We start from the raw sequence: 20,317 nt of genomic DNA, 5'->3' as shown, positions 1-20,317 counted from the left end.
CCTTCCGTGATCCAGTTTTTACTTAACCAGGAACTCCGTAGCGAGCACGCCCTGGACCCGAATCTGACTGTGCTCAATTACCTGCGTGAACACGTCGGTAAATCGGGCACCAAAGAAGGTTGCGCCAGCGGTGACTGCGGCGCCTGCACCGTGGTGGTCGGCGAGTTGCAAACGGATGACGATGGCCGCGAACACATTCGCTATCGCAGCCTCAATTCGTGCCTGACGTTCGTGTCGTCGCTGCACGGCAAACAACTGATCAGCGTCGAAGACCTCAAACACAAAGGCGAACTGCATAGCGTGCAGAAAGCCATGGTCGAGTGCCACGGCTCGCAGTGCGGCTTCTGCACCCCCGGCTTCGTCATGTCGCTGTTCGCCCTGCAAAAGAACAGCGATGCACCGGATCACGCCAAGGCCCACGAAGCGCTGGCCGGCAACCTCTGCCGCTGCACCGGCTACCGGCCGATTCTGGCAGCCGCCGAACAATCGTGCTGCGGCAAACAACCGGATCAATTCGATGCTCGTGAAGCCGAGACCATCGCCCGCTTGAAAGCCATCACCCCGACTGATATCGGCGAACTAAACAGCGGCGACAAGCGCTGCCTGGTGCCGCTGACCGTCGCCGATCTGGCCGACCTCTACGACGCTTACCCACAAGCGCGCCTGCTCGCCGGCGGCACCGATCTGGCCCTGGAAGTCACCCAGTTCCACCGCACCCTGCCGGTGATGATCTACGTCGGAAACGTCGCCGAAATGAAGCGCATCGAAACCTTCGAAGACCGCATCGAAATCGGCGCCGCCACCGCCCTCTCCGACTGCTACGAAGCGTTGAACGCCGAGTACCCGGACTTCGGCGAATTGCTGCACCGCTTCGCCTCGCTGCAAATCCGCAACCAGGGCACCCTCGGCGGCAACATCGGCAACGCCTCGCCGATTGGTGACTCGCCACCGCTGCTGATCGCCCTCGGCGCGCAGGTCGTACTGTGCAAAGGCGAAACCCGCCGGACCTTGAACCTCGAAGATTACTTCATCGATTACAAAGTCACGGCCCGTCAGGAAAGTGAATTCATCGAGAAAATCATCGTCCCACGCGCCAGCGCCGAGCAGATGTTCCGCGCCTACAAAGTCTCCAAGCGTCTGGACGACGACATCTCTGCCGTCTGCGCCGCGTTCAACCTGCGCGTGGAAAACGGCGTGATCAGCGATGCGCGCATGGCTTTCGGCGGGATGGCCGCGATCCCGAAACGCGCAGCCCATTGCGAAGCCGTGTTGCTCGGCCAGCCGTTCAACAACGCCGTGATCGAACGCGCCTGCGCCGCGCTGGCCGAAGATTTCACACCGCTTTCGGACTTCCGCGCCAGCAAGGAATACCGCCTGCTCAGCGCGCAGAACCTGCTGCGCAAATACTTCATCGAACTGCAAACACCGCACATCGAGACTCGGGTGACCGCTTATGTCTAACCATCACGGCGTAGAAAAAACCCAGGCTGAACTGGCTGAACTGTTCGCCAAGGATCTGACCTCGGGCGTCGGCCGCAGCGTCAAGCACGACAGCGCCGCCAAGCACGTGTCCGGTGAAGCGCAGTACATCGATGATCGCCTGGAATTCCCCAACCAGCTGCACCTGTATGCACGCCTGTCGGACCGCGCCCACGCGAAAATCATCAGCATCGACACCAAGCCTTGCTACGCCTTCGAAGGCGTACGCATCGCCATCACCCACGAAGATGTGCCGGGCCTGAAAGACATCGGCCCGTTGCTGCCGGGCGACCCGCTGCTGGCCATCGATGACGTGCAATTCGTCGGTCAACCGGTGCTCGCCGTGGCCGCGAAGGATCTGGAAACCGCGCGCAAAGCCGCCATGGCCGCAATCATCGAATACGAAGACCTCGAGCCGGTGCTCGACGTGGTCGAAGCCCTGCGCAAACGCCACTTCGTCCTCGACAGCCACACCCACCAGCGCGGCGATTCGGTTTCCGCTCTGGCGACCGCTGAACACCGCATCCAGGGCACGCTGCACATCGGCGGTCAGGAGCACTTCTACCTGGAGACGCAAATCTCCTCGGTGATGCCCACCGAAGACGGCGGCATGATCGTTTACTGCTCGACGCAGAACCCGACCGAAGTGCAAAAACTGGTCGCCGAAGTGCTCGACGTGTCGATGAACAAAATCGTCGTCGACATGCGCCGCATGGGCGGTGGTTTCGGCGGCAAGGAAACTCAAGCTGCGAGTCCGGCGTGCCTGTGCGCGGTGGTGGCGCACCTCACCGGCCAACCGACCAAGATGCGTCTGCCGCGCGTCGAAGACATGCTGATGACCGGCAAGCGGCACCCGTTCTACGTCGAGTACGACGTCGGCTTCGACAGCACCGGGCGTCTGCACGGGATCAACATGGATCTGGCCGGCAACTGCGGCTGCTCGCCGGACTTGTCCGCGTCGATCGTTGACCGGGCGATGTTCCACTCCGACAACTCGTACTACCTCGGCGATGCGACCATCAACGGTCACCGCTGCAAGACCAACACCGCGTCGAACACTGCTTACCGTGGTTTCGGTGGCCCGCAAGGCATGGTCGCGATCGAAGAAGTAATGGACGCGATTGCCCGTCACCTGCACCTCGACCCACTTGCGGTGCGCAAGGCCAACTACTACGGCAAGACCGAGCGCAACGTCACCCACTACTACCAGACCGTCGAGCACAACATGCTCGAGGAAATGACCGCCGAGCTGGAAGAAAGCAGCCAGTACCACGAACGCCGCGAAGCGATCCTTCGCTACAACGCCAACAGCCCGATCCTGAAAAAAGGCCTGGCGCTGACCCCGGTGAAATTCGGCATTTCCTTCACCGCCAGTTTCTTGAACCAGGCCGGCGCGCTGATCCATATCTACACCGACGGCAGCATTCACCTGAACCATGGCGGTACGGAAATGGGCCAGGGTTTGAACACCAAAGTCGCGCAGGTCGTGGCCGAAGTGTTCCAGGTGGAAATCGACCGCGTGCAAATCACTGCGACCAACACCGACAAAGTGCCAAACACCTCGCCGACGGCGGCCTCCAGCGGTGCCGACTTGAACGGTAAAGCGGCGCAAAACGCGGCAGAGATCATCAAGAAACGTCTGGTCGAATTCGCTGCCCGCCACTTCAAGGTCACTGAAGAAGACGTCGAATTCCACAACGGCCATGTGCGCGTGCGCGATCACATCCTGACCTTTGAAGCGCTGATCCAGCAGGCGTATTTCAATCAGGTCTCGCTGTCGAGCACCGGCTTCTACAAGACCCCGAAAATCTACTACGACCGCAGCCAGGCCCGTGGTCGTCCCTTCTACTACTTCGCCTTCGGCGCGGCGTGCTGCGAAGTGATCGTCGACACCCTGACCGGCGAGTACAAGATGCTGCGTACCGACATCCTGCACGACGTCGGCGCCTCGCTGAACCCGTCCATCGACATCGGTCAGGTTGAGGGTGGTTTCATCCAGGGCATGGGCTGGCTGACCATGGAAGAGCTGGTCTGGAACAACAAAGGCAAGCTGATGACCAACGGCCCGGCCAGCTACAAGATCCCGGCCGTGGCGGACATGCCTCTGGACCTGCGCGTGAAGCTGGTGGAAAACCGCAAGAACCCGGAAGACACGGTGTTCCATTCCAAGGCTGTCGGTGAACCGCCGTTCATGCTCGGGATTGCCTCGTGGTGTGCGATCAAGGATGCGGTGGCGAGCCTCGGTGATTACCAGCATCAACCGCAGATTGATGCGCCGGCGACGCCGGAGCGGGTGTTGTGGGGGTGTGAGCAGATGCGTCAGCTCAAGACTGTGAAAGCGGTCGAGGCTGAAACCGAATTGGCTCCGCTCTAACGACCGAGGCGCGGCCAATCGCTGGCAAGCCAGCTCCCACAGGTTTTTGTGGTGTTTAACCGATAGGCGTTACACCGCAGATCCTGTGGGAGCTGGCTTGCCAGCGATGAGGCCCGAACAGACAACGATGTTGTAGGGGTGAACTATGTACAACTGGATCGACGCCCTCGCCGACCTGCAGAACCAGGGCGAGCCATGCGTTCTGGTGACGATCATCGAAGAACTCGGCTCGACGCCGCGCAATGCCGGCTCAAAAATGGTCGTCAGCGCGCACCAGAGCTTCGACACCATCGGTGGCGGGCACCTGGAATACAAAGCCCTGCAGATCGCCCGCGACATGCTCGCCAGCGGTAAGCAGGACACCCATCTGGAGCGCTTCAGCCTCGGCGCCAGCCTGGGTCAGTGCTGCGGCGGCGCCACCGTGTTGCTGTTCGAACCAATGGGTCAGGTGCAGGCGCAGATTGCCGTGTTCGGTGCCGGCCACGTTGGCCGCGCCCTCGTGCCGCTGCTCGCCAGCCTGCCCTGCCGGGTGCGCTGGATCGATTCGCGCGAGGCCGAATTCCCCGAACACATCCCCCACGGCGTGCGTAAAATCGTCGCCGAAGAGCCTGTGGATGAAATCGATGACCTGCCCACCGGCAGCTACTGCATCGTCATGACCCACAACCATCAGCTCGACCTGGAACTCACTGCCGCGATCCTCAAACGCAACGACTTCGCCTGGTTCGGCCTGATCGGCTCGAAAACCAAACGGGCGAAGTTCGAACACCGTTTGCGCGATCGCGGTTTCGACAGCAGCGTCGTGCAACGCATGCGCTGCCCGATGGGCATCGGCGAAGTCAAAGGCAAACTGCCTGTGGAAATCGCCATCTCCATCGCCGGCGAAATCATCGCCACCTACAACGCCAACTTCGGCCAGCAGACTGCCAGCGCCGAACCGATTGCCAGACTGCTGCCGGTTTCCCGACGCAGTCAGGCCGCCAAACTCAAAGCCTCAAACTGATTAGAGAACCCTCATGCCTCTGACTCGCAAAGCCTACCGCGCCGCCATCCTGCACAGCATCGCCGACCCCGCCGAAGTCGGGATCGAAGCCTCCTACGAATATTTCGAGGACGGCTTGCTGGTGGTCGATGGCGGCAAGATCAGCGCCCTCGGCCACGCCAGTGAGCTGCTGCCGACCCTGGCGGCGGACATCGAAATCGAGCACTACCAGGACGCGTTGATCACCCCGGGCTTCATCGACACCCACATTCACTTTCCGCAAACCGGCATGGTCGGTGCCTACGGCGAGCAACTGCTCGACTGGCTGAACACCTACACCTTCCCGTGCGAAAGCCAGTTCGGCGACAAGGCCCACGCCGACGAAGTCGCTGACATTTTCGTCAAGGAGCTGCTGCGCAACGGCACCACCACCGCGCTGGTGTTCGGCAGCGTGCACCCGCAGTCGGTGAACTCGTTGTTCGAAGCCGCCGAGAAACTCGACCTGCGCATGATCGCCGGCAAGGTGATGATGGATCGCAACGCCCCGGATTACCTGACCGACACTGCTGAATCGAGCTACGTCGAGAGCAAAGCGCTGATCGAACGCTGGCACGGCAAGGGCCGTCTGCACTATGCCGTGACCCCGCGCTTCGCCCCGACCAGCACCCCGGAACAACTGACCCTCGCCGGGCAACTGCTGACCGAATACCCGGATCTGTACATGCAGACCCACATCAGCGAGAACCTCAAGGAAATCGAATGGGTCAAGGAGCTGTTCCCGGAGCGCAAGGGCTACCTCGACGTTTACGATCACTACAAACTGCTCGGCGAGCGCTCGGTATTCGCTCACGGCGTGCACCTGTGCGACGACGAATGCGCACGACTGGCGGAAACCGGTTCGGCGATCTCGTTTTGCCCGACATCGAACTTCTTCCTCGGCAGCGGCCTGTTCAACTTGCCGATGGCCGAGAAGCACAAGCTGAATGTCGGCCTGGGCACTGACGTCGGCGGCGGTACCAGTTTCTCGCTGCTGCAGACGCTGAACGAAGCGTACAAAGTGATGCAGTTGCAAGGTGCACGTCTGAGCCCGTTCAAGTCGCTGTACCTGGCGACATTGGGCGGCGCGCGGGCGCTGCGTCTGGAAGACAAGATCGGCAACCTGCAACCGGGTTCCGACGCCGACTTCCTGGTGCTCGATTACAATGCCACGCCGCTGCTGAGCTACCGCTTGAAGCAGGCCAACAACATTGCCGAAACGTTGTTTGTGTTGATGACGCTGGGCGATGACCGCACGGTGCAGCAGACGTATGCGGCGGGGGCTTTGGTGCATCAACGCTAATTTTCTCCCGCCCCATGATCGTTCCCACGCTCTGCGTGGGAACGATCATGCAGGCACAAAAAATCCCCCGGTACTTTTCAGTCCGGGGGATTTTTATTGCCTGTCAGATTGCTATCGCTGGCAAGCCAGCTCCCACAGGGCTTTTTGGGGTTTACCAAATCTGCGATACACCGAGAAACCTGTGGGAGCTGGCTTGCCAGCGATTGGGGACAACTCGGTCTGACTTAGAGCTTGGCCGCAGGGCGCCCCGGCTTCTTGGTCTGCAACAAATGCGAGAACACCGCATGCAGATCATCCGACGCGCCTTCCTCGTCGAGGTTGAGCTTGCTGTCGATGTGATCCATGTGATGCATCATCAGATTCACCGCCAACTCACCGTCGCGTTTCTCGATCGCGTCGATCAACTGGGTATGTTCGTCGTACGAGCAGTGCGAGCGGTTGCCGCTTTCATATTGGGCAATGATCAGCGACGTCTGCGAAACCAGGCTGCGCTGGAAACTGATCAACGGAGCGTTCATCGCCGCTTCTGCCAGTTTCAGGTGGAATTCGCCCGACAGACGAATACCGGCGCCGCGATCGCCACGGGAAAAACTGTCGCGCTCGTCGTTGACCATCTGCCGCAATTCGGCGATCTGCTCGGCCGTCGCGTGTTGCACCGCCAATTCAGTGATCGCACGTTCGACCAGACGGCGAGCGAGAAACACCTGACGGGCTTCTTCAACACTTGGGCTGGCGACCACGGCGCCACGGTTTGGCCGCAACAGCACCACGCCTTCATGGGCCAGACGCGACAGCGCGCGGCGAATGATGGTGCGGCTGACCCCGAAGATTTCCCCCAGCGCTTCTTCGCTCAATTTTGTGCCGGGCGCCAGACGCTGTTCGAGGATGGCCTCGAAGATATGCGCGTAGACAATATCGTCCTGGGTTCCGCTGCGGCCGGCTTTGCCTGCTCGCGGTTGTTTCTTGAGGGGTTGCAACTGTTCGTTCATGGGCACTCGAGTCGGGAGAACTGCGGCGAATAGACCGTGACTGTAATACGGCACAGTAGGTCGCTGGCAAGTATCGCGTAAAAAACAGCGCGATTGTACACAATGGAAGGTGGCAACACGACTGTACGGCTGTTTGTGACTTCCGCTGTATTGCAACGATCCGTTACGTTTGAGTTTAGGCTTGATCGCAGAATCCGCCGTCAGAACACCACCTCCCCTGTAGGAGCTGCCGAAGGCTGCGATCTTTTGACTTTGATTTTAAGAAGCAAGATCAACAGATCGCAGCCTTCGGCAGCTCCTACAAGGGCTGGCGCCATGGCGGACATCTTCATCTGTATAAGGAACACCGCCGTCATGAACGACGCCACCCACACTCAACTGCGCCCCTTGGCCGACACTTCGCCGTCGGCCATCGTCGCCGGTTTCATTGCGATGATGACCGGTTACACCAGCTCACTGGTGCTGATGTTTCAGGCCGGGCAAGCGGCGGGCCTGAGCAGCGGGCAGATTTCTTCGTGGATCTGGGCGATTTCCATCGGCATGGCGGTGTGTTCGATCGGCCTGTCGCTGCGTTATCGCACGCCCATCACCATCGCTTGGTCGACACCCGGCGCAGCGTTGCTGATCACCAGCCTCGGCGGCGTGAGCTATGGCGAGGCCATCGGCGCCTACATCACCTGTGCAGTGCTGGTGACGATCTGCGGCCTGACCGGCAGCTTCGAACGCCTGGTAAAAAAGATCCCCGCTTCACTGGCAGCGGCATTGCTGGCCGGGATTCTGTTTAAGATCGGCAGCGAAATCTTTGTCGCCGCACAGCACCGCACCGGGCTGGTGCTGGTGATGTTCTTTACTTATCTGCTGATCAAACGCCTGTCGCCACGTTATGCCGTGCTCGCCGCGCTGCTGATCGGCACCGCGCTGTCGGGCTTTATGGGCCTGCTGGATTTCAGCGGTTTTCATCTGGAAGTAGCGACGCCGGTATGGACCACGCCGCACTTCTCGCTGGCGGCGACCATCAGCATCGGCATCCCACTGTTCGTGGTGGCCATGACTTCGCAGAACATGCCCGGGATCGCCGTACTGCGCGCCGACGGTTACAACGTGCCGGCCTCACCGCTGATCACCACCACCGGCATCGCCTCACTGCTGCTGGCGCCATTCGGCTCCCACGGCATCAACCTCGCCGCCATCAGCGCGGCGATTTGCACCGGGCCACACGCCCATGAAGATCGCAACAAGCGCTACACGGCTGCAGTCTGGTGCGGGATTTTCTACGGGATTGCCGGAGTGTTCGGCGCGACATTGGCGGCGTTGTTTGCCGCGTTGCCGAAAGAACTGGTGCTGTCGATTGCCGCATTGGCGCTGTTTGGCTCGATCATTAACGGTTTGAGCATTGCCATGGCCGAGGTGAAGGAACGTGAAGCGGCGCTGATTACCTTTATGGTCACGGCGTCGGGGTTGACGCTGTTTTCCATCGGTTCGGCATTTTGGGGGATTGTGGCGGGGGTTTTGACGCTGGTGATTCTGAATTGGCGTAAAGCTTAGGATCAAAAGCCCCTCACCCTAACCCTCTCCCGGAGGGAGAGGGGACTGACCGAGGTGTTTGGAAGACATACGCCGACGTGGGATACCGAGTCGAACTCAAATTTTGAAAAGCCTACAAATCGGCCCCCTCTCCCTCGGGAGAGGGCTGGGGTGAGGGGCAGCTCCACCGCAAATCCCAAACCGAACAGCCAAACCCCAGACGAAAAAAAACGGCGACCCGAAGGTCGCCGTTTTTTTCAGTATCACTTAGCCGCGTTGATCGGCTTTTCCGGATACCAAACGTCCAGCAGCGGGCTGATTTCAGCCTTGGTCAGCTCGGAACGGTTTTTCAGCCAGGCTTCAACGGCAGCGCGCTGCTCTTCGTTGACCGAGCCACGCTTCTGCAGGCATACCAGACCGAAGTCGTCGCCGCCCACATAACCCAGACCATTGGCTTCCATGGCTTCTTTGATGAAGGCTTCGAGGAAAGCGTCAATGGCTTCTTCGGACAAGTCTTCTTTGAAGTCCAGGTTCAGTTCGAAACCCAGCTCTTGAAATTCATCAACGCACAGTTTTTTGCGCAGACGCTGGGAACGGTTAGTCGCCATTGGAACAATCCTCTTAAGTATTAACGGCCGGCACTTTACCAGTTTAAGCCGCCGATTGCCCGACTCTCTGGCCCCTGAAGCCGACCGCCTGTAAAAAAATAACGTATTGGCCGGCCCCGACAAGGCACAAGCTGTAACACCTTGGGGCATAATGCCGACACTTTCATGACCGCTGAGGGCTTTTTCATCCATGCCCTCGTTATTTTCCCCTCGGCTGTAGGGTTTTATTTCATATGATCAAATCGTTGCGTCCTCTATTGCTCGCCGGCCTTCTTTTGCCCCTGGCCCTGCCTGTTTCTGCTGCCACCATCAATACTTCCCTCACCCCGAATGTCGAAAAGGCCCTCAAAGCGAGCAAATTGCAGCCCAGCGCCCTGTCGTTGGTGATGGTGCCGCTGGACGGCCCGGGCACGCCGACCGTGTTCAACGCCGACGTGTCGGTCAACCCGGCCTCGACCATGAAACTGGTGACCACTTACGCGGCGCTGGAAATGCTCGGCCCCAACCATCAGTGGAAAACCGAGTTCTATACCGATGGCGATCTGAACGGCGGCATCCTCAACGGCAATCTCTACCTCAAGGGCGGCGGCGATCCAAAGCTGAACATGGAAAAGCTCTGGCTGTTGATGCGCGATCTGCGCGCCAACGGTGTGACGCAAATCACCGGTGACCTGATCCTCGACCGCAACTTCTTCGTGCAGCCAGTGCTGCCGGAGTTCAACGATGACGGTAATGACGAGAACAAGCCGTTCCTGGTCAAACCCGACTCTTTGCTGGTCAACCTCAAGGCCCTGCGCTTTGTCGCCCGTAACGATAACGGCCGGGTACTGATCTCGGTTGAGCCGCCGATTGCCAGCGTGCGCATCGAAAACACTGTCAAAGCGCTGCCCTCCAAGCAGTGCACCGGCGGCGTGCGCTACAACCCGGTGCCGCAGGCCGATGGCAGCGTAACCGTGACCGTGGCCGGCCAGTTGGGCGAAGGCTGCAGTTCGCAGACTTATCTGTCGCTGCTCGACCACGCGACCTACACCGCCGGCGCGGTGCGCGCGATCTGGAAAGAGCTGGGTGGCAGCATTCAGGGCAAGGATCGTCTGGCCTCGACACCGAGCAACGCCAAACTGCTGGCTCGTGCCTACTCGCCGGACCTGGCGGAAATCATCCGCGACATCAACAAATACAGTAACAACACCATGGCCCAGCAGCTGTTCCTCAGCCTCGGTCAGCGCTTCCGCAACGACGCCGACGGGGATGACGCCAAGGCAGCGCAGCGCGTAGTGCGTCAATGGATGGCGAAGAAAGGCATCACCGCGCCACATCTGGTAATGGAGAACGGCTCTGGTTTGTCGCGTGCCGAACGTGTCAGCGCCCGCGAGATGGCGAGCATGCTGCAAGCGGCGTGGCACAGCCCGTATGCCGCGGAATACATCAGCTCGCTGCCGATTGCCGGTACCGACGGCACCATGCGTAAACGCCTGAAGACCACCGCGATGCGCGGAGAGGCGCACGTCAAGACTGGCACCCTGAACACCGTGCGCGCGATTGCCGGCTTCAGCCGTGACGTGAATGGCAACACTTGGGCGGTGGTGGCGATCCTCAATGACAAGGCACCGTTTGGTGCGTCGTCGGTGCTGGATCAGGTGCTGCTGGATCTGTACAAGCAGCCGAAACTGCCGCAGACCGCTTCGGCCCTGTAACGCAGTCAGAAAACACCACAAAAACTTGTGGGAGCTGGCTTGCCAGCGATTGCGGGATGTCAGTCACTGAATATGCTGACTGAAATGACGCCATCGCTGGCAAGCCAGCTCCCACAGGGTTTGTGGTATTGAATGTCAGCTCATCTGCTCGACGCGATCGCGCCCGCGCTGTTTTGCCATATACACGCCCGAATCCGCCCGCAACAGCAGCGCATCCGCGCCCTCCCCCGGTCGCCAACTGGCGATACCAAAACTCGCCGTGACCACGCCGACCACATCCACCGGCGCACTGCGCAAGCCCTGCCAGAGCTCGATCGCCAGCGTGTGCGCATGCTCGCCGTCGATGTCCGGGCACAGCACCATGAACTCTTCGCCGCCCAACCGACAGAACACATCGGTGCGCCGCAGACGATGGCCGATGCGTTCGCACACCGCTTGCAGCACCCGATCGCCCACAGCGTGGCCGTACTGATCGTTGATACGTTTGAAATGGTCGATGTCGAGCATGATCACCGACAACTCACCGCCGCCGCGCTCGACCCGGGCCATTTCCGTGGTCAGGCGCTCTTGGAAGTAGCGACGGTTGTGAATGCCGGTCAGCGAGTCAGTCACTGACAGCGCGCGCAATTCTTCTTCCACACGTTTCAGGTCGGAAATGTCCGAGATATAGCCGTGCCAGAGCACGCCGCCGCCCGGCAGTTCTTCCGGCGTCGCCTCGCCGCGCACCCAGCGCAGGCCGCGCTCGGGCAGTTGCACGCGGTATTCCTCGCGCCATGGGCTGAGGCTGTCGGCCGAGGCGCGAATCGACGAGCGCACCCGGGAAACGTCTTGTGGATGAATGCGCGTGAAGATCGCCTCGGCATTCAACAGCAGCACGTCCGGCTCCAGCTCGTAGATCTCGCGGATGCCGTCGCTGGCGTAGATCACGCTGAAACGCCCGTCGAATTCCATCTTGAACTGATAGATGCCACCAGGCACATGCGCGCTGAGTTTCTTCAGCAACACGTCCCGCGCCGCCAGCACCTCATGCACGCGCTTACGCTCGGTGATGTCGATGCAAATCGCCAGATGGCCGACCCACAAGCCCTGCTCATCCAGTACCGGGGTGGCGAGCATGTTCACCGGTAGATGACTGCCATCGCTGCGCACCAGCGTCCATTCACGGGCCTCGTGGCCGCCAACTTCGCCGCCTTCGACCAGCATCGCGTGGCAGGTCGGGATGGTTTTGCCGTAGCGCGCGCTCAGCTCGGCAGCGCGGCTGGTCAGCTCACGGGACAGGTGCAGGTTTTCCAGGGTCATGTGGCCGACCACCTCGGCACTGCTGTAACCGAGCATTTGTTCGGCGCCAGGGTTGAAGGTATTGATCACACCGCGCAAGTCGGTGGCGATGATCGCCACTTGCGTCGCCGCATTCAGCACGCCGCGCAACTGTCCGTGGGTGCCGCGCAATTCCTGTTCGCTGGCGTGCAGCTCCTGCGTGCGCAGCTCGACCATGCGCAAGGCGCGCTGACGCTGACTGACCAGCACGTAGAGCAAAGCGCTGAGCAGCAGACTGAGCAATCCACCCAGAATGATCACGCTGCCAACCGAGGAATGGTTGGCCTGTGCGAAGGCGTCGCTCGGCATAATATCGACCTGATAGTCGTGATCGGCCATGCGCAACAAGCGCGTGGCCGACAGGTCACTTGGTGCTGGCTCGTTGGTCGACTCGAACAACACTTCGTGCTGATCATTGGTCGACATGTCGAGAATGCGCACCGACAGATAATCATGGAAGGCATCCGGCAAACCGTCGGCCAGCAACTGACGCATGCTGATCACCGCCATCACATAGCCAAACGATTGGCGCTCGCCACTGTGGCTTACCGGTGCCACCAGCAGCACGCCGCGCGCATAGGACGGCTCGATGCTGACCAGGTGCATCGGTTGCGACACCGCCAGCCCGCCGCGTTTGTCGGCACGTTGCAGGGTGTCCCGACGCAACGGCTGCGCCAGCAGGTCATAGCCCAGCGGTGAGCCGAGCCGACTTTGCGTCTGGCTATAGAGCACCGGCACGTATTCATCGCGCACGCCCGCCAGTTGCAGCTCGCCCTGTGCATTCAGCTCACGGATCGTGAAGTGGGTCTGGCCTTCGTCACGCACTCGCTGCTCGAATGCGGCGCGCTCGGCGCCATTGACCTTGCGGGCAAACGAATAAGCCTGGGTGCGCATCAATAGGGGTTGGGTGTAGCCGTCGAACTCGGCGCGGGACACCGATTCGGAGTTAGCGAAGAAGCGGCGCAGGCCGTCAAGGCGTTGTTCCTGATCCTGAAAGCGTTCTTCGATGCGGGTGTAACGTTCATTGGCCAGCAGTTGGAAACGCTGACGGGTCTGTTGCTGAAACTGATTGAGGGTGGCCCAGGCGAGCAGCCCCGTGAGAATCCCGCCGGCGAGCAATACCAGCAGCGCGACCAGCCAGGCCGAGACGTCTTCACTGATGAAACCCAGAATCTTTGGGCGCACGGGGTGCAACGACATAAGACAACTCACTACGCCAGCATTTACGGGAAAACCCCATTGACCGTGTGTGAGTTATAGCTATTAGCCACTAATTTAGCTAGCGCGGGCAGATCCACGGAGCCTTTAAAAATCAAGGCTCTGTGGATCCAATTGCGCAAAGCGTCAACGAGCCGTGATTTTCCAGGCGCGGTGGATCTTGGTGTTGCGGGCAAAATCCGGATCGATGGTCTGTGCGCTGATTTCCTCGACCGCGTAACGCTCAGCGAGGTTTTCTTCCAACTGGAACTTGCGGAAGTTGTTGGAGAAATACAGCACACCACCTGGCGCCAGACGCGCCATGGCCAGGTCGATCAAGTGCACCTGATCACGCTGCACGTCGAAGATGCCTTCCATGCGCTTGGAGTTGGAAAAGGTCGGCGGATCGATGAAGATCAGGTCGTACTCGTCCCGGCTGCTTTCCAGCCACGCCATCACATCGCCCTGCTCCAGACGGTTCTTGTCCGAGTAACCGTTCAGCGACAGGTTGCGGCGCGCCCAGTCGAGGTAGGTTTTCGACAGGTCGACGCTGGTGGTGCTGCGCGCACCGCCCTTGGCCGCGTGCACGCTGGCGGTCGCGGTGTAGCAGAACAGATTGAGGAAGCGCTTGCCGGCGGCCTCTTTCTGGATGCGCATGCGCATCGGGCGGTGATCGAGGAACAGACCGGTGTCGAGGTAGTCGGTGAGGTTGACCAGCAACTTCACGCCGCCTTCGCTCACTTCATTGAACTTGCCTTGCGCCGCCTGACGCTCGTACTGCTTGGTGCCGCTCTGGCGCTCGCGGCGTTTGACCACCACGCGGCTCTTGTCGACGTTCAGCGCCTGCGGAATGGCCGCCAACGCGTCGAACATACGCGCCGAGGCTTTTTCCGGGTCGATCGACTTCGGCGCGGCGTATTCCTGGACGTGCACCCAATCGTGGTACAGGTCGATGGCCATCGCGTACTCAGGCATGTCGGCATCGTAGACGCGGTAGCAATCAATGCCTTCGCGCTTGACCCACTTGCCCATCGCCTTGAGGTTCTTCTGCAACCGGTTGGCAAACATCTGCCCGCCTTCGCTCAAGCGCGGCTGCTCGATCACCGGCGCCGGGGCAGGCGTTGGTTTGATCGGGTTGCCGTTCTTGTTGAACTTGCGTTCTTGCGGCTCGTCCGGGGTTTGATCGTAAGCCGCTTGCTCACGCTCGGCCTGACGCTGTTCCGGGGTGCGACGCTCGCCAGTGACGAACTGATCCGGCAGCACTTTGATCAACAGCAGTTTGCACGGCAACGCGCCGTTCCAGAACGAATACTGTTTGTGGCTGCGGATGCCCATGCGCTTGCCCAGGTCCGGCGCGCCGGTGAACACCGCCGCTTCCCAGTTCAGGCAGGCCTGACGCAGGCGCTCGCCGAGGTTCTGGTAGAGGTAGAGCAGGCTGGCTTCGTCACCGAGACGCTCGCCGTATGGCGGGTTGCAGATCACCAGACCTTTCTGGTTCTGATCCGGACGTGGCTCGAAGGTCGCGACTTCGCCCTGGTAGATCTTGATCCACTCGCTCAGGCCCGCACGCTCGACGTTGTTGCGGCCCGGCTGAATCAGCCGAGGGTCGGCTTCATAACCGCGAATCCACAGCGGTGGCTTGGCCAGACCGGCAGCGGCACGCTCGACGGCTTCTTCATGGAGTTTTTTCCACAGCGCCGGCACGTGCCCGAGCCACGCGGTGAAGCCCCACTGCTCGCGGCGCAGGTTCGGCGCCATGTCGGCGGCAATCATCCCGGCTTCGACGAGGAACGTACCGACACCGCACATCGGGTCAGCCAGCGCCCCGCCTTCGGCAGCAATGCGCGGCCAGCCGGAACGGATCAGGATCGCCGCTGCGAGGTTTTCCTTCAGCGGTGCAGCGCCCTGCTGCAGACGGTAACCGCGCTGGTGCAGGCTGTGGCCGGACAGATCAAGGGACAGAATCGCTTCGCCGCGATCCAGACGCAGGTGAATGCGCAGGTCCGGGTTGAGCTTGTCGATCGACGGACGGTCGCCCTGCGGGGTGCGCAGTTTGTCGACGATGGCATCCTTGACTTTCAAGGCGCCGAAGTGGGTGTTGTCGATGCCCGAGCCATGGCCACTGAATTCAACAGCCAGGGTGCCATCGCTGAGCATGTGATCTTGCCAGTCGATGTCGAGCACGCCGTGGTACAGGTCTTCAGCGTCTTTCATCGGGAAACGCTTGAGCACCAGCAACACGCGGTTGGCCAGACGCGACCAGAGGCACAGGCGATAAGCGGTTTCCATGGTCGCCATGCCACGCACGGCGGAAGTGTGCTCGCGCGCTTCTTCAAGGCCAAGCCCGACGGCTTCCTCGATGAGCAGGCCTTCAAGGCCTTTAGGGCAAGTGAGGAAGAGTTCGAAACGGTCGGACATGGTATTTCCAGAGCCTTTGGCTAGTGAATCGGCAACGCATTGCCGATCCGGTTTTCAATCAGGCGCTTTTCTAAAAGAACGCCCGCGTGGCACGAAGGTGTGCCGTTCCATCCCCGCTGCTCGGGTTAAAAGAGCTTAGATGCCGGGACAGATAAAAAAGTTGATGAAACAAAAAGTCTTAAAGCGACCCTTCGTCGCTTTATAACCCAGCGCAAACGTGGGTCATTCTCACTAAAGAATTAACCCCATCATCCAGCGCGGGGCCGATCATACCGGGGTTTGCTGAAAAACCGTGCATGAAACCCGTCGTTACTTATGGCTGTAGCACTAATTTCGTTACGTCCTTATGACAAAACGATCATTCCCTCGATGTGACTCATTGGTTAGAACTGAGCACAGGTTGACGTCGCAACGGCGTCAACACCTTGGCTCGCCACGCCGGCAGCGAGCCGCACCATGGCAGGTTTTTTCTGCCAGACCTCAGTTGAGGTCAACGCGACACAAAACAGTCAACAAGTGAGGGAAACACCCTATGAGAAGACTTAAGCGTGATCCGTTGGAAAGAGCATTTTTGCGCGGATATCAATATGGCGTTGGTGGTAAATCCCGTGAGCTTTGCCCATTTACTCTACCGTCGGTACGTCAAGCCTGGATCAACGGCTGGCGAGAAGGACGCGGCGACAACTGGGACGGTATGACCGGCACTGCGGGAATCCACAGACTCAACGAACTTCACGCCGTCGGCTGACACAGGGCATTTATTCCGACACGACAATCTGAATTTGTAACGACTTACCATGCACGTCCTTCCCGGACGGCGGGCTGCGGCCCAGGGGCTCCTTCGAGGAGCCCTTTTTTATGCCTGTCTGGCTGACACACATCTCGTGTAGGAGCTGCCGAAGGCTGCTCCTACATTGGCCTGGTCAGCCTAGGGTTATTTGCGCAGGGCGGCGATCGCGTCTACCGACTCACGAATCAGCGCCGGGCCTTTATAGATGAAGCCCGAATAGATCTGCACCAGACTCGCACCAGCGGTGATCTTCTCGGCCGCATGCTTGCCTTCAGTAATCCCGCCAGCCGCAATGATCGGCAACCGCCCCGCCAACTCACCGGCCAGCACCTTCACAGTATGGGTGCTCTTCTCACGCACCGGCGCGCCGGACAAACCGCCCGCCTCGTCGCCATGCTCCATGCCTTCAACGCCAACACGGCTGAGGGTGGTGTTGGTCGCGATCACCGCGTCCATGCCGGTTTCGATCAGTGCCTGGGCCACCTGCGCGGTTTCTTCATCGGTCATGTCCGGTGCGATCTTGATCGCCAGCGGCACATGCTTGCCGTGACGCAAGGCCAGTTCGGCGCGGCGTGTGGCCAGATCGGCGAGCAACTGCTTGAGCGAATCACCAAACTGCAGGCTGCGCAGGCCCGGGGTGTTCGGCGAACTGACGTTGACCGTCACGTAGCTGGCGTGGGCGTACACTTTGTCCAGGCAGATCAGGTAATCGTCGACCGCACGTTCAACCGGCGTATCGAAGTTCTTGCCGATGTTGATGCCCAGCACGCCTTTGTATTTCGCCGCAGCCACCCGCGCCAGCAGGTTATCAACACCGAGGTTGTTGAAACCCATGCGATTGATGATCGCCTCGGCTTCCGGCAAGCGGAAGATTCGTGGTTTCGGGTTGCCCGGCTGCGGACGCGGGGTCACGGTGCCGATTTCAACAAACCCGAAACCCAGTTGCGCAAAACCGTCGATGGCCGCGCCGTTCTTGTCCAGACCGGCCGCCAGACCCACCGGGTTCGGGAATTCAAGGCCCATGACGGTGACTGGCTTCTTCGCCGGTGCCTTGCACAGCAAGCCGTTGAGGCCCAAACGCCCACCCGCGCCGATCAGATCCAGCGACAGATCGTGGGAGGTTTCCGGGGAAAGTTTGAACAACAGCTGACGGGCCAGGGTGTACATGGGCGGCGATGACTCGGGCGGCGAAAAGAGGCGGCGATTATAGCCGGGCATCGACCTGCGGCGCGAGGCGCACGCGCAAATCGCTGTCTCTGGCATATGCCTTGCACCCTCCTGGCTATCAGCGCGCCGGCCAATGACGGCAGGCGGGCACGGACAATGGCGTCGTCTTCGGGGTTTGCCTGCGCAAAGTCCGTGGCGGCGCTTTTTTTTCGAGGTACGCAGGATGAATGAACCTTCGGTAGGGCCACTGGCCTGGGTCAATGGCAGCGATGCCCCGGAAAAAAGCGCAATCAACCTCGGTTTCATAGCCCTGAGCGATTGCGCCTCGGTGGTGGTCGCAGCCACACAGGGCTTCGCCCAGCCTTACGGATTGACGCTGAACCTCAAGCGCCAGACGTCCTGGGCCAACTTGCGCGACAAACTGGTCAGCGGTGAACTGGATGCCGCGCACAGTCTGTACGGCCTGATCTACGCCGTGCACCTGGGCATCGGCGGGGTCGCCCCGACTGATATGGCCGTGTTGATGGGCCTCAACCAGAACGGTCAAAGCCTCAACCTCTCCCACGGCCTGCAAAACCTCGGCGTGAACAGTCCTGAAGCGCTGGACCGCCACGTGCACCAAAGCCGCGCAAAACTCACCTTCGCCCAGACCTTCCCCACCGGCACTCACGCGATGTGGTTGTATTACTGGCTGGCGAGTCAGGGCATTCATCCATTGCAGGATGTCGACAGCGTGGTGGTGCCGCCGCCGCAAATGGTCGCGCACTTGCAGGCCGGGCGCATTGATGGTTTTTGCGTCGGCGAACCGTGGGCGGCCAGCGCGGTGCAGCAAGATCTGGGTTTTACCCTGGCCACCAGCCAGACCATCTGGCCCGATCACCCGGAGAAAGTCCTTGGCTGTACCCGTGAATTTGTCGAGCAATACCCCAACACCGCGCGGGCGCTGGTGATGGCGATCCTCGAGGCCAGCCGTTTCATCGAAGAAAGCCCGGAAAACCGCCGTAGCACCGCGCAGTTGCTTAGCGCGCCGGAATATCTCGATGCGCCAGTGGCGTGCATCGAACCGCGTTTTCTCGGTGACTATGCCGATGGCCTCGGCAATCGCTGGCAGGATCCGCACGCGCTGCGCTTTCACGGTAACGGCGAAGTGAATCTGCCGTATCTGTCGGACGGCATGTGGTTCATGACCCAGTTCCGCCGCTGGGGCTTGCTGCGTGAGGATCCGGATTACCTCGCCGTTGCCCGCCAGGTTCAGCGTCTGGACGTCTACCGCGACGCCGCCACCGCTGTCGGCGTCGCCGCGTGGGGCACCGACATGCGCAGCAGCCAGTTGCTCGACGGCAAGATCTGGGACGGCAGCGACCCGGCCGGCTACGCGCGCAGTTTCAAACTGCACGCGTTGAACGACGATGCCCCCCTTCTCGCCCGCCGCTGACAGGAGACCGCGAACATGTTGCGCATTCTGTTGATCAACGACACGGCGAAAAAAGTCGGCCGCTTGAAAGCCGCACTGACCGAGGCCGGTTTCGAAGTGATCGACGAATCCGGCCTAACCATCGACCTGCCCGCGCGCGTCGAAACGGTGCGCCCGGACGTGATCCTGATCGATACCGAGTCACCCAGTCGCGATGTCATGGAGCAAGTGGTGCTGGTCAGCCGCGACCAGCCACGACCGATCGTGATGTTTACCGACGAGCATGACCCTGGAGTGATGCGGCAAGCGATCAAGTCCGGGGTCAGTGCCTACATTGTCGAAGGCATTCACGCCCAGCGTTTGCAGCCGATTCTCGATGTGGCGATGGCGCGCTTCGAAAGTGATCAGGCCTTGCGCGCGCAATTGCAGGCCCGCGACCAGCAATTGGCTGAGCGCAAGCGCATTGAGCTGGCCAAAGGGCTGTTGATGAAGATGAAGGACTGCAATGAGGAAGAGGCCTACACCCTGATGCGCCGCCAGGCCATGAGCCGGCAGCAGAAGCTGATTCAGGTGGCGGAGCAGATTATCGCGATGAGTGAGTTGCTCGGGTGAAAGCGCTGACCGCTTGAAAAGCCCCTCACCCTAGCCCTCTCCCAGAGGGAGAGGGGACTGATTTGGGGGATGCTCACGAAGTACGCCGATCTGTGATTTCTGCTGTGAATCCATAATCGACCCGGTCTTTCAGGTCGGTGTTTGACGTCAGACACCTCGGTCAGTCCCCTCTCCCAGAGGAGGGGGAAATGCTCGCGAAGTACGCAGACCTGTAGTTTTCTGATGTAAATCCATAATCGACGCGGTCTTTCAGGTCGGTGTTTGACGTCAGACACCTCGGTCAGTCCCCTCTCCCAGAGGAGGGGGAAATGCTCGCGAAGTACGCAGACCTGTAGTTTTCTGATGTAAATCCATAATCGACTCGGTCTTTCAGGTCGGTGTTTGACGCCAGACACTTCGGTCAGTCCCCTCTC

General features: G+C 60.3%; 14 protein-coding genes. 9 read left to right on the top strand and 5 right to left on the bottom strand.

The window, feature by feature from the left end; genetic code table 11:
- Positions 1–6: 6 nt before the first annotated feature.
- The 4 genes from xdhA to guaD all read left to right on the top strand — a co-directional run bounded on the left by xdhA (position 7) and on the right by guaD (position 6,174).
- Entirely contained in the window at positions 7–1,461 is a 1,455-nt protein-coding gene (gene xdhA, locus QZR14_RS26525) for a xanthine dehydrogenase small subunit (RefSeq protein ID WP_311998167.1), read from the top strand.
- The gene (gene xdhB, locus QZR14_RS26520; protein WP_311998166.1) at positions 1,454–3,853 is read left to right on the top strand and encodes a xanthine dehydrogenase molybdopterin binding subunit; all 2,400 of its coding nucleotides are present in this window, start codon (positions 1,454–1,456) and stop codon (positions 3,851–3,853) included. The genes xdhA and xdhB overlap by 8 nt, the downstream gene beginning before the upstream one ends.
- A gap of 145 nt (positions 3,854–3,998) precedes the next feature.
- Positions 3,999–4,856, top strand: coding sequence for a xanthine dehydrogenase accessory protein XdhC (gene xdhC / locus QZR14_RS26515; RefSeq protein ID WP_311998165.1), 858 nt, complete (start codon positions 3,999–4,001; stop codon positions 4,854–4,856).
- Positions 4,857–4,869: 13 nt separating this feature from the next.
- Positions 4,870–6,174 carry a guanine deaminase gene (gene guaD, locus QZR14_RS26510; protein ID WP_311998164.1) on the top strand — a complete coding sequence of 435 codons (1,305 nt, stop codon included), beginning with the start codon at positions 4,870–4,872 and terminating at the stop codon, positions 6,172–6,174.
- Between the two features lie 224 nt (positions 6,175–6,398).
- Here guaD and QZR14_RS26505 read toward each other — a convergent pair whose 3' ends face one another.
- Positions 6,399–7,163, bottom strand: a complete 765-nt coding sequence (locus QZR14_RS26505) for a GntR family transcriptional regulator (protein ID WP_007918375.1) — start codon at positions 7,161–7,163, stop codon at positions 6,399–6,401.
- A 354-nt stretch (positions 7,164–7,517) separates the two neighbouring features.
- On the opposite strand from QZR14_RS26505, the gene QZR14_RS26500 reads away from it, so the two are divergent.
- Positions 7,518–8,708, top strand: a complete 1,191-nt coding sequence (locus QZR14_RS26500) for a benzoate/H(+) symporter BenE family transporter (RefSeq protein ID WP_311998163.1) — start codon at positions 7,518–7,520, stop codon at positions 8,706–8,708.
- 242 nt (positions 8,709–8,950) lie between these two features.
- On the opposite strand, the gene QZR14_RS26495 is transcribed toward QZR14_RS26500, so the two are convergent.
- Positions 8,951–9,295 carry a YggL family protein gene (locus QZR14_RS26495; protein ID WP_095189455.1) on the bottom strand — a complete coding sequence of 115 codons (345 nt, stop codon included), beginning with the start codon at positions 9,293–9,295 and terminating at the stop codon, positions 8,951–8,953.
- A 233-nt stretch (positions 9,296–9,528) separates the two neighbouring features.
- On the opposite strand from QZR14_RS26495, the gene dacB reads away from it, so the two are divergent.
- Positions 9,529–10,989, top strand: a complete 1,461-nt coding sequence (dacB, locus tag QZR14_RS26490; protein ID WP_311998162.1) for a D-alanyl-D-alanine carboxypeptidase/D-alanyl-D-alanine endopeptidase — start codon at positions 9,529–9,531, stop codon at positions 10,987–10,989.
- 135 nt (positions 10,990–11,124) lie between these two features.
- Here the strand turns inward: dacB and QZR14_RS26485 are convergent, their stop codons facing one another.
- The gene (locus QZR14_RS26485; RefSeq protein WP_311998161.1) at positions 11,125–13,506 is read right to left on the bottom strand and encodes a sensor domain-containing diguanylate cyclase; all 2,382 of its coding nucleotides are present in this window, start codon (positions 13,504–13,506) and stop codon (positions 11,125–11,127) included.
- Positions 13,507–13,650: 144 nt separating this feature from the next.
- Positions 13,651–15,921 (bottom strand): bifunctional 23S rRNA (guanine(2069)-N(7))-methyltransferase RlmK/23S rRNA (guanine(2445)-N(2))-methyltransferase RlmL, encoded by a 2,271-nt coding sequence (rlmKL, locus tag QZR14_RS26480; RefSeq protein ID WP_311998160.1) that lies wholly within the window; start codon positions 15,919–15,921, stop codon positions 13,651–13,653.
- A gap of 532 nt (positions 15,922–16,453) precedes the next feature.
- On the opposite strand from rlmKL, the gene rmf reads away from it, so the two are divergent.
- Positions 16,454–16,669 (top strand): ribosome modulation factor, encoded by a 216-nt coding sequence (gene rmf, locus QZR14_RS26475; RefSeq protein WP_003223300.1) that lies wholly within the window; start codon positions 16,454–16,456, stop codon positions 16,667–16,669.
- A 186-nt stretch (positions 16,670–16,855) separates the two neighbouring features.
- Here rmf and QZR14_RS26470 read toward each other — a convergent pair whose 3' ends face one another.
- Complete coding sequence (locus QZR14_RS26470; RefSeq protein WP_311998159.1) at positions 16,856–17,878, bottom strand: quinone-dependent dihydroorotate dehydrogenase; 1,023 nt, start codon at positions 17,876–17,878, stop codon at positions 16,856–16,858.
- A gap of 223 nt (positions 17,879–18,101) precedes the next feature.
- Here QZR14_RS26470 and QZR14_RS26465 point away from each other — a divergent pair, with 223 nt between their 5' ends.
- Entirely contained in the window at positions 18,102–19,313 is a 1,212-nt protein-coding gene (locus tag QZR14_RS26465) for a CmpA/NrtA family ABC transporter substrate-binding protein (protein ID WP_311998158.1), read from the top strand.
- Positions 19,314–19,328: 15 nt separating this feature from the next.
- On the top strand, positions 19,329–19,904 hold the full coding sequence (locus QZR14_RS26460; RefSeq protein WP_007916390.1) for an ANTAR domain-containing response regulator: 576 nt from the start codon (positions 19,329–19,331) through the stop codon (positions 19,902–19,904).
- The last annotated feature ends 413 nt before the right edge of the window (positions 19,905–20,317 follow it).

Origin of the sequence: Pseudomonas sp. rhizo66 (genome assembly GCF_031931925.1) — a bacterium.
Classification (GTDB): domain Bacteria; phylum Pseudomonadota; class Gammaproteobacteria; order Pseudomonadales; family Pseudomonadaceae; genus Aquipseudomonas.
This window is presented reverse-complemented; position numbering and strand designations above follow the sequence as displayed.

Coding starts and splice junctions, on each gene's coding strand:
- xdhB (WP_311998166.1), top strand. CDS start 1,454: ATGTCTAACCATCACGGCGTAGAAAAAACCCAGGCTGAACTGGCTGAA.
- xdhC (WP_311998165.1), top strand. CDS start 3,999: ATGTACAACTGGATCGACGCCCTCGCCGACCTGCAGAACCAGGGCGAG.
- guaD (WP_311998164.1), top strand. CDS start 4,870: ATGCCTCTGACTCGCAAAGCCTACCGCGCCGCCATCCTGCACAGCATC.
- QZR14_RS26505 (WP_007918375.1), bottom strand. CDS start 7,163: ATGAACGAACAGTTGCAACCCCTCAAGAAACAACCGCGAGCAGGCAAA.
- QZR14_RS26500 (WP_311998163.1), top strand. CDS start 7,518: ATGAACGACGCCACCCACACTCAACTGCGCCCCTTGGCCGACACTTCG.
- QZR14_RS26495 (WP_095189455.1), bottom strand. CDS start 9,295: ATGGCGACTAACCGTTCCCAGCGTCTGCGCAAAAAACTGTGCGTTGAT.
- dacB (WP_311998162.1), top strand. CDS start 9,529: ATGATCAAATCGTTGCGTCCTCTATTGCTCGCCGGCCTTCTTTTGCCC.
- QZR14_RS26485 (WP_311998161.1), bottom strand. CDS start 13,506: ATGTCGTTGCACCCCGTGCGCCCAAAGATTCTGGGTTTCATCAGTGAA.
- rlmKL (WP_311998160.1), bottom strand. CDS start 15,921: ATGTCCGACCGTTTCGAACTCTTCCTCACTTGCCCTAAAGGCCTTGAA.
- rmf (WP_003223300.1), top strand. CDS start 16,454: ATGAGAAGACTTAAGCGTGATCCGTTGGAAAGAGCATTTTTGCGCGGA.
- QZR14_RS26470 (WP_311998159.1), bottom strand. CDS start 17,878: ATGTACACCCTGGCCCGTCAGCTGTTGTTCAAACTTTCCCCGGAAACC.
- QZR14_RS26465 (WP_311998158.1), top strand. CDS start 18,102: ATGAATGAACCTTCGGTAGGGCCACTGGCCTGGGTCAATGGCAGCGAT.
- QZR14_RS26460 (WP_007916390.1), top strand. CDS start 19,329: ATGTTGCGCATTCTGTTGATCAACGACACGGCGAAAAAAGTCGGCCGC.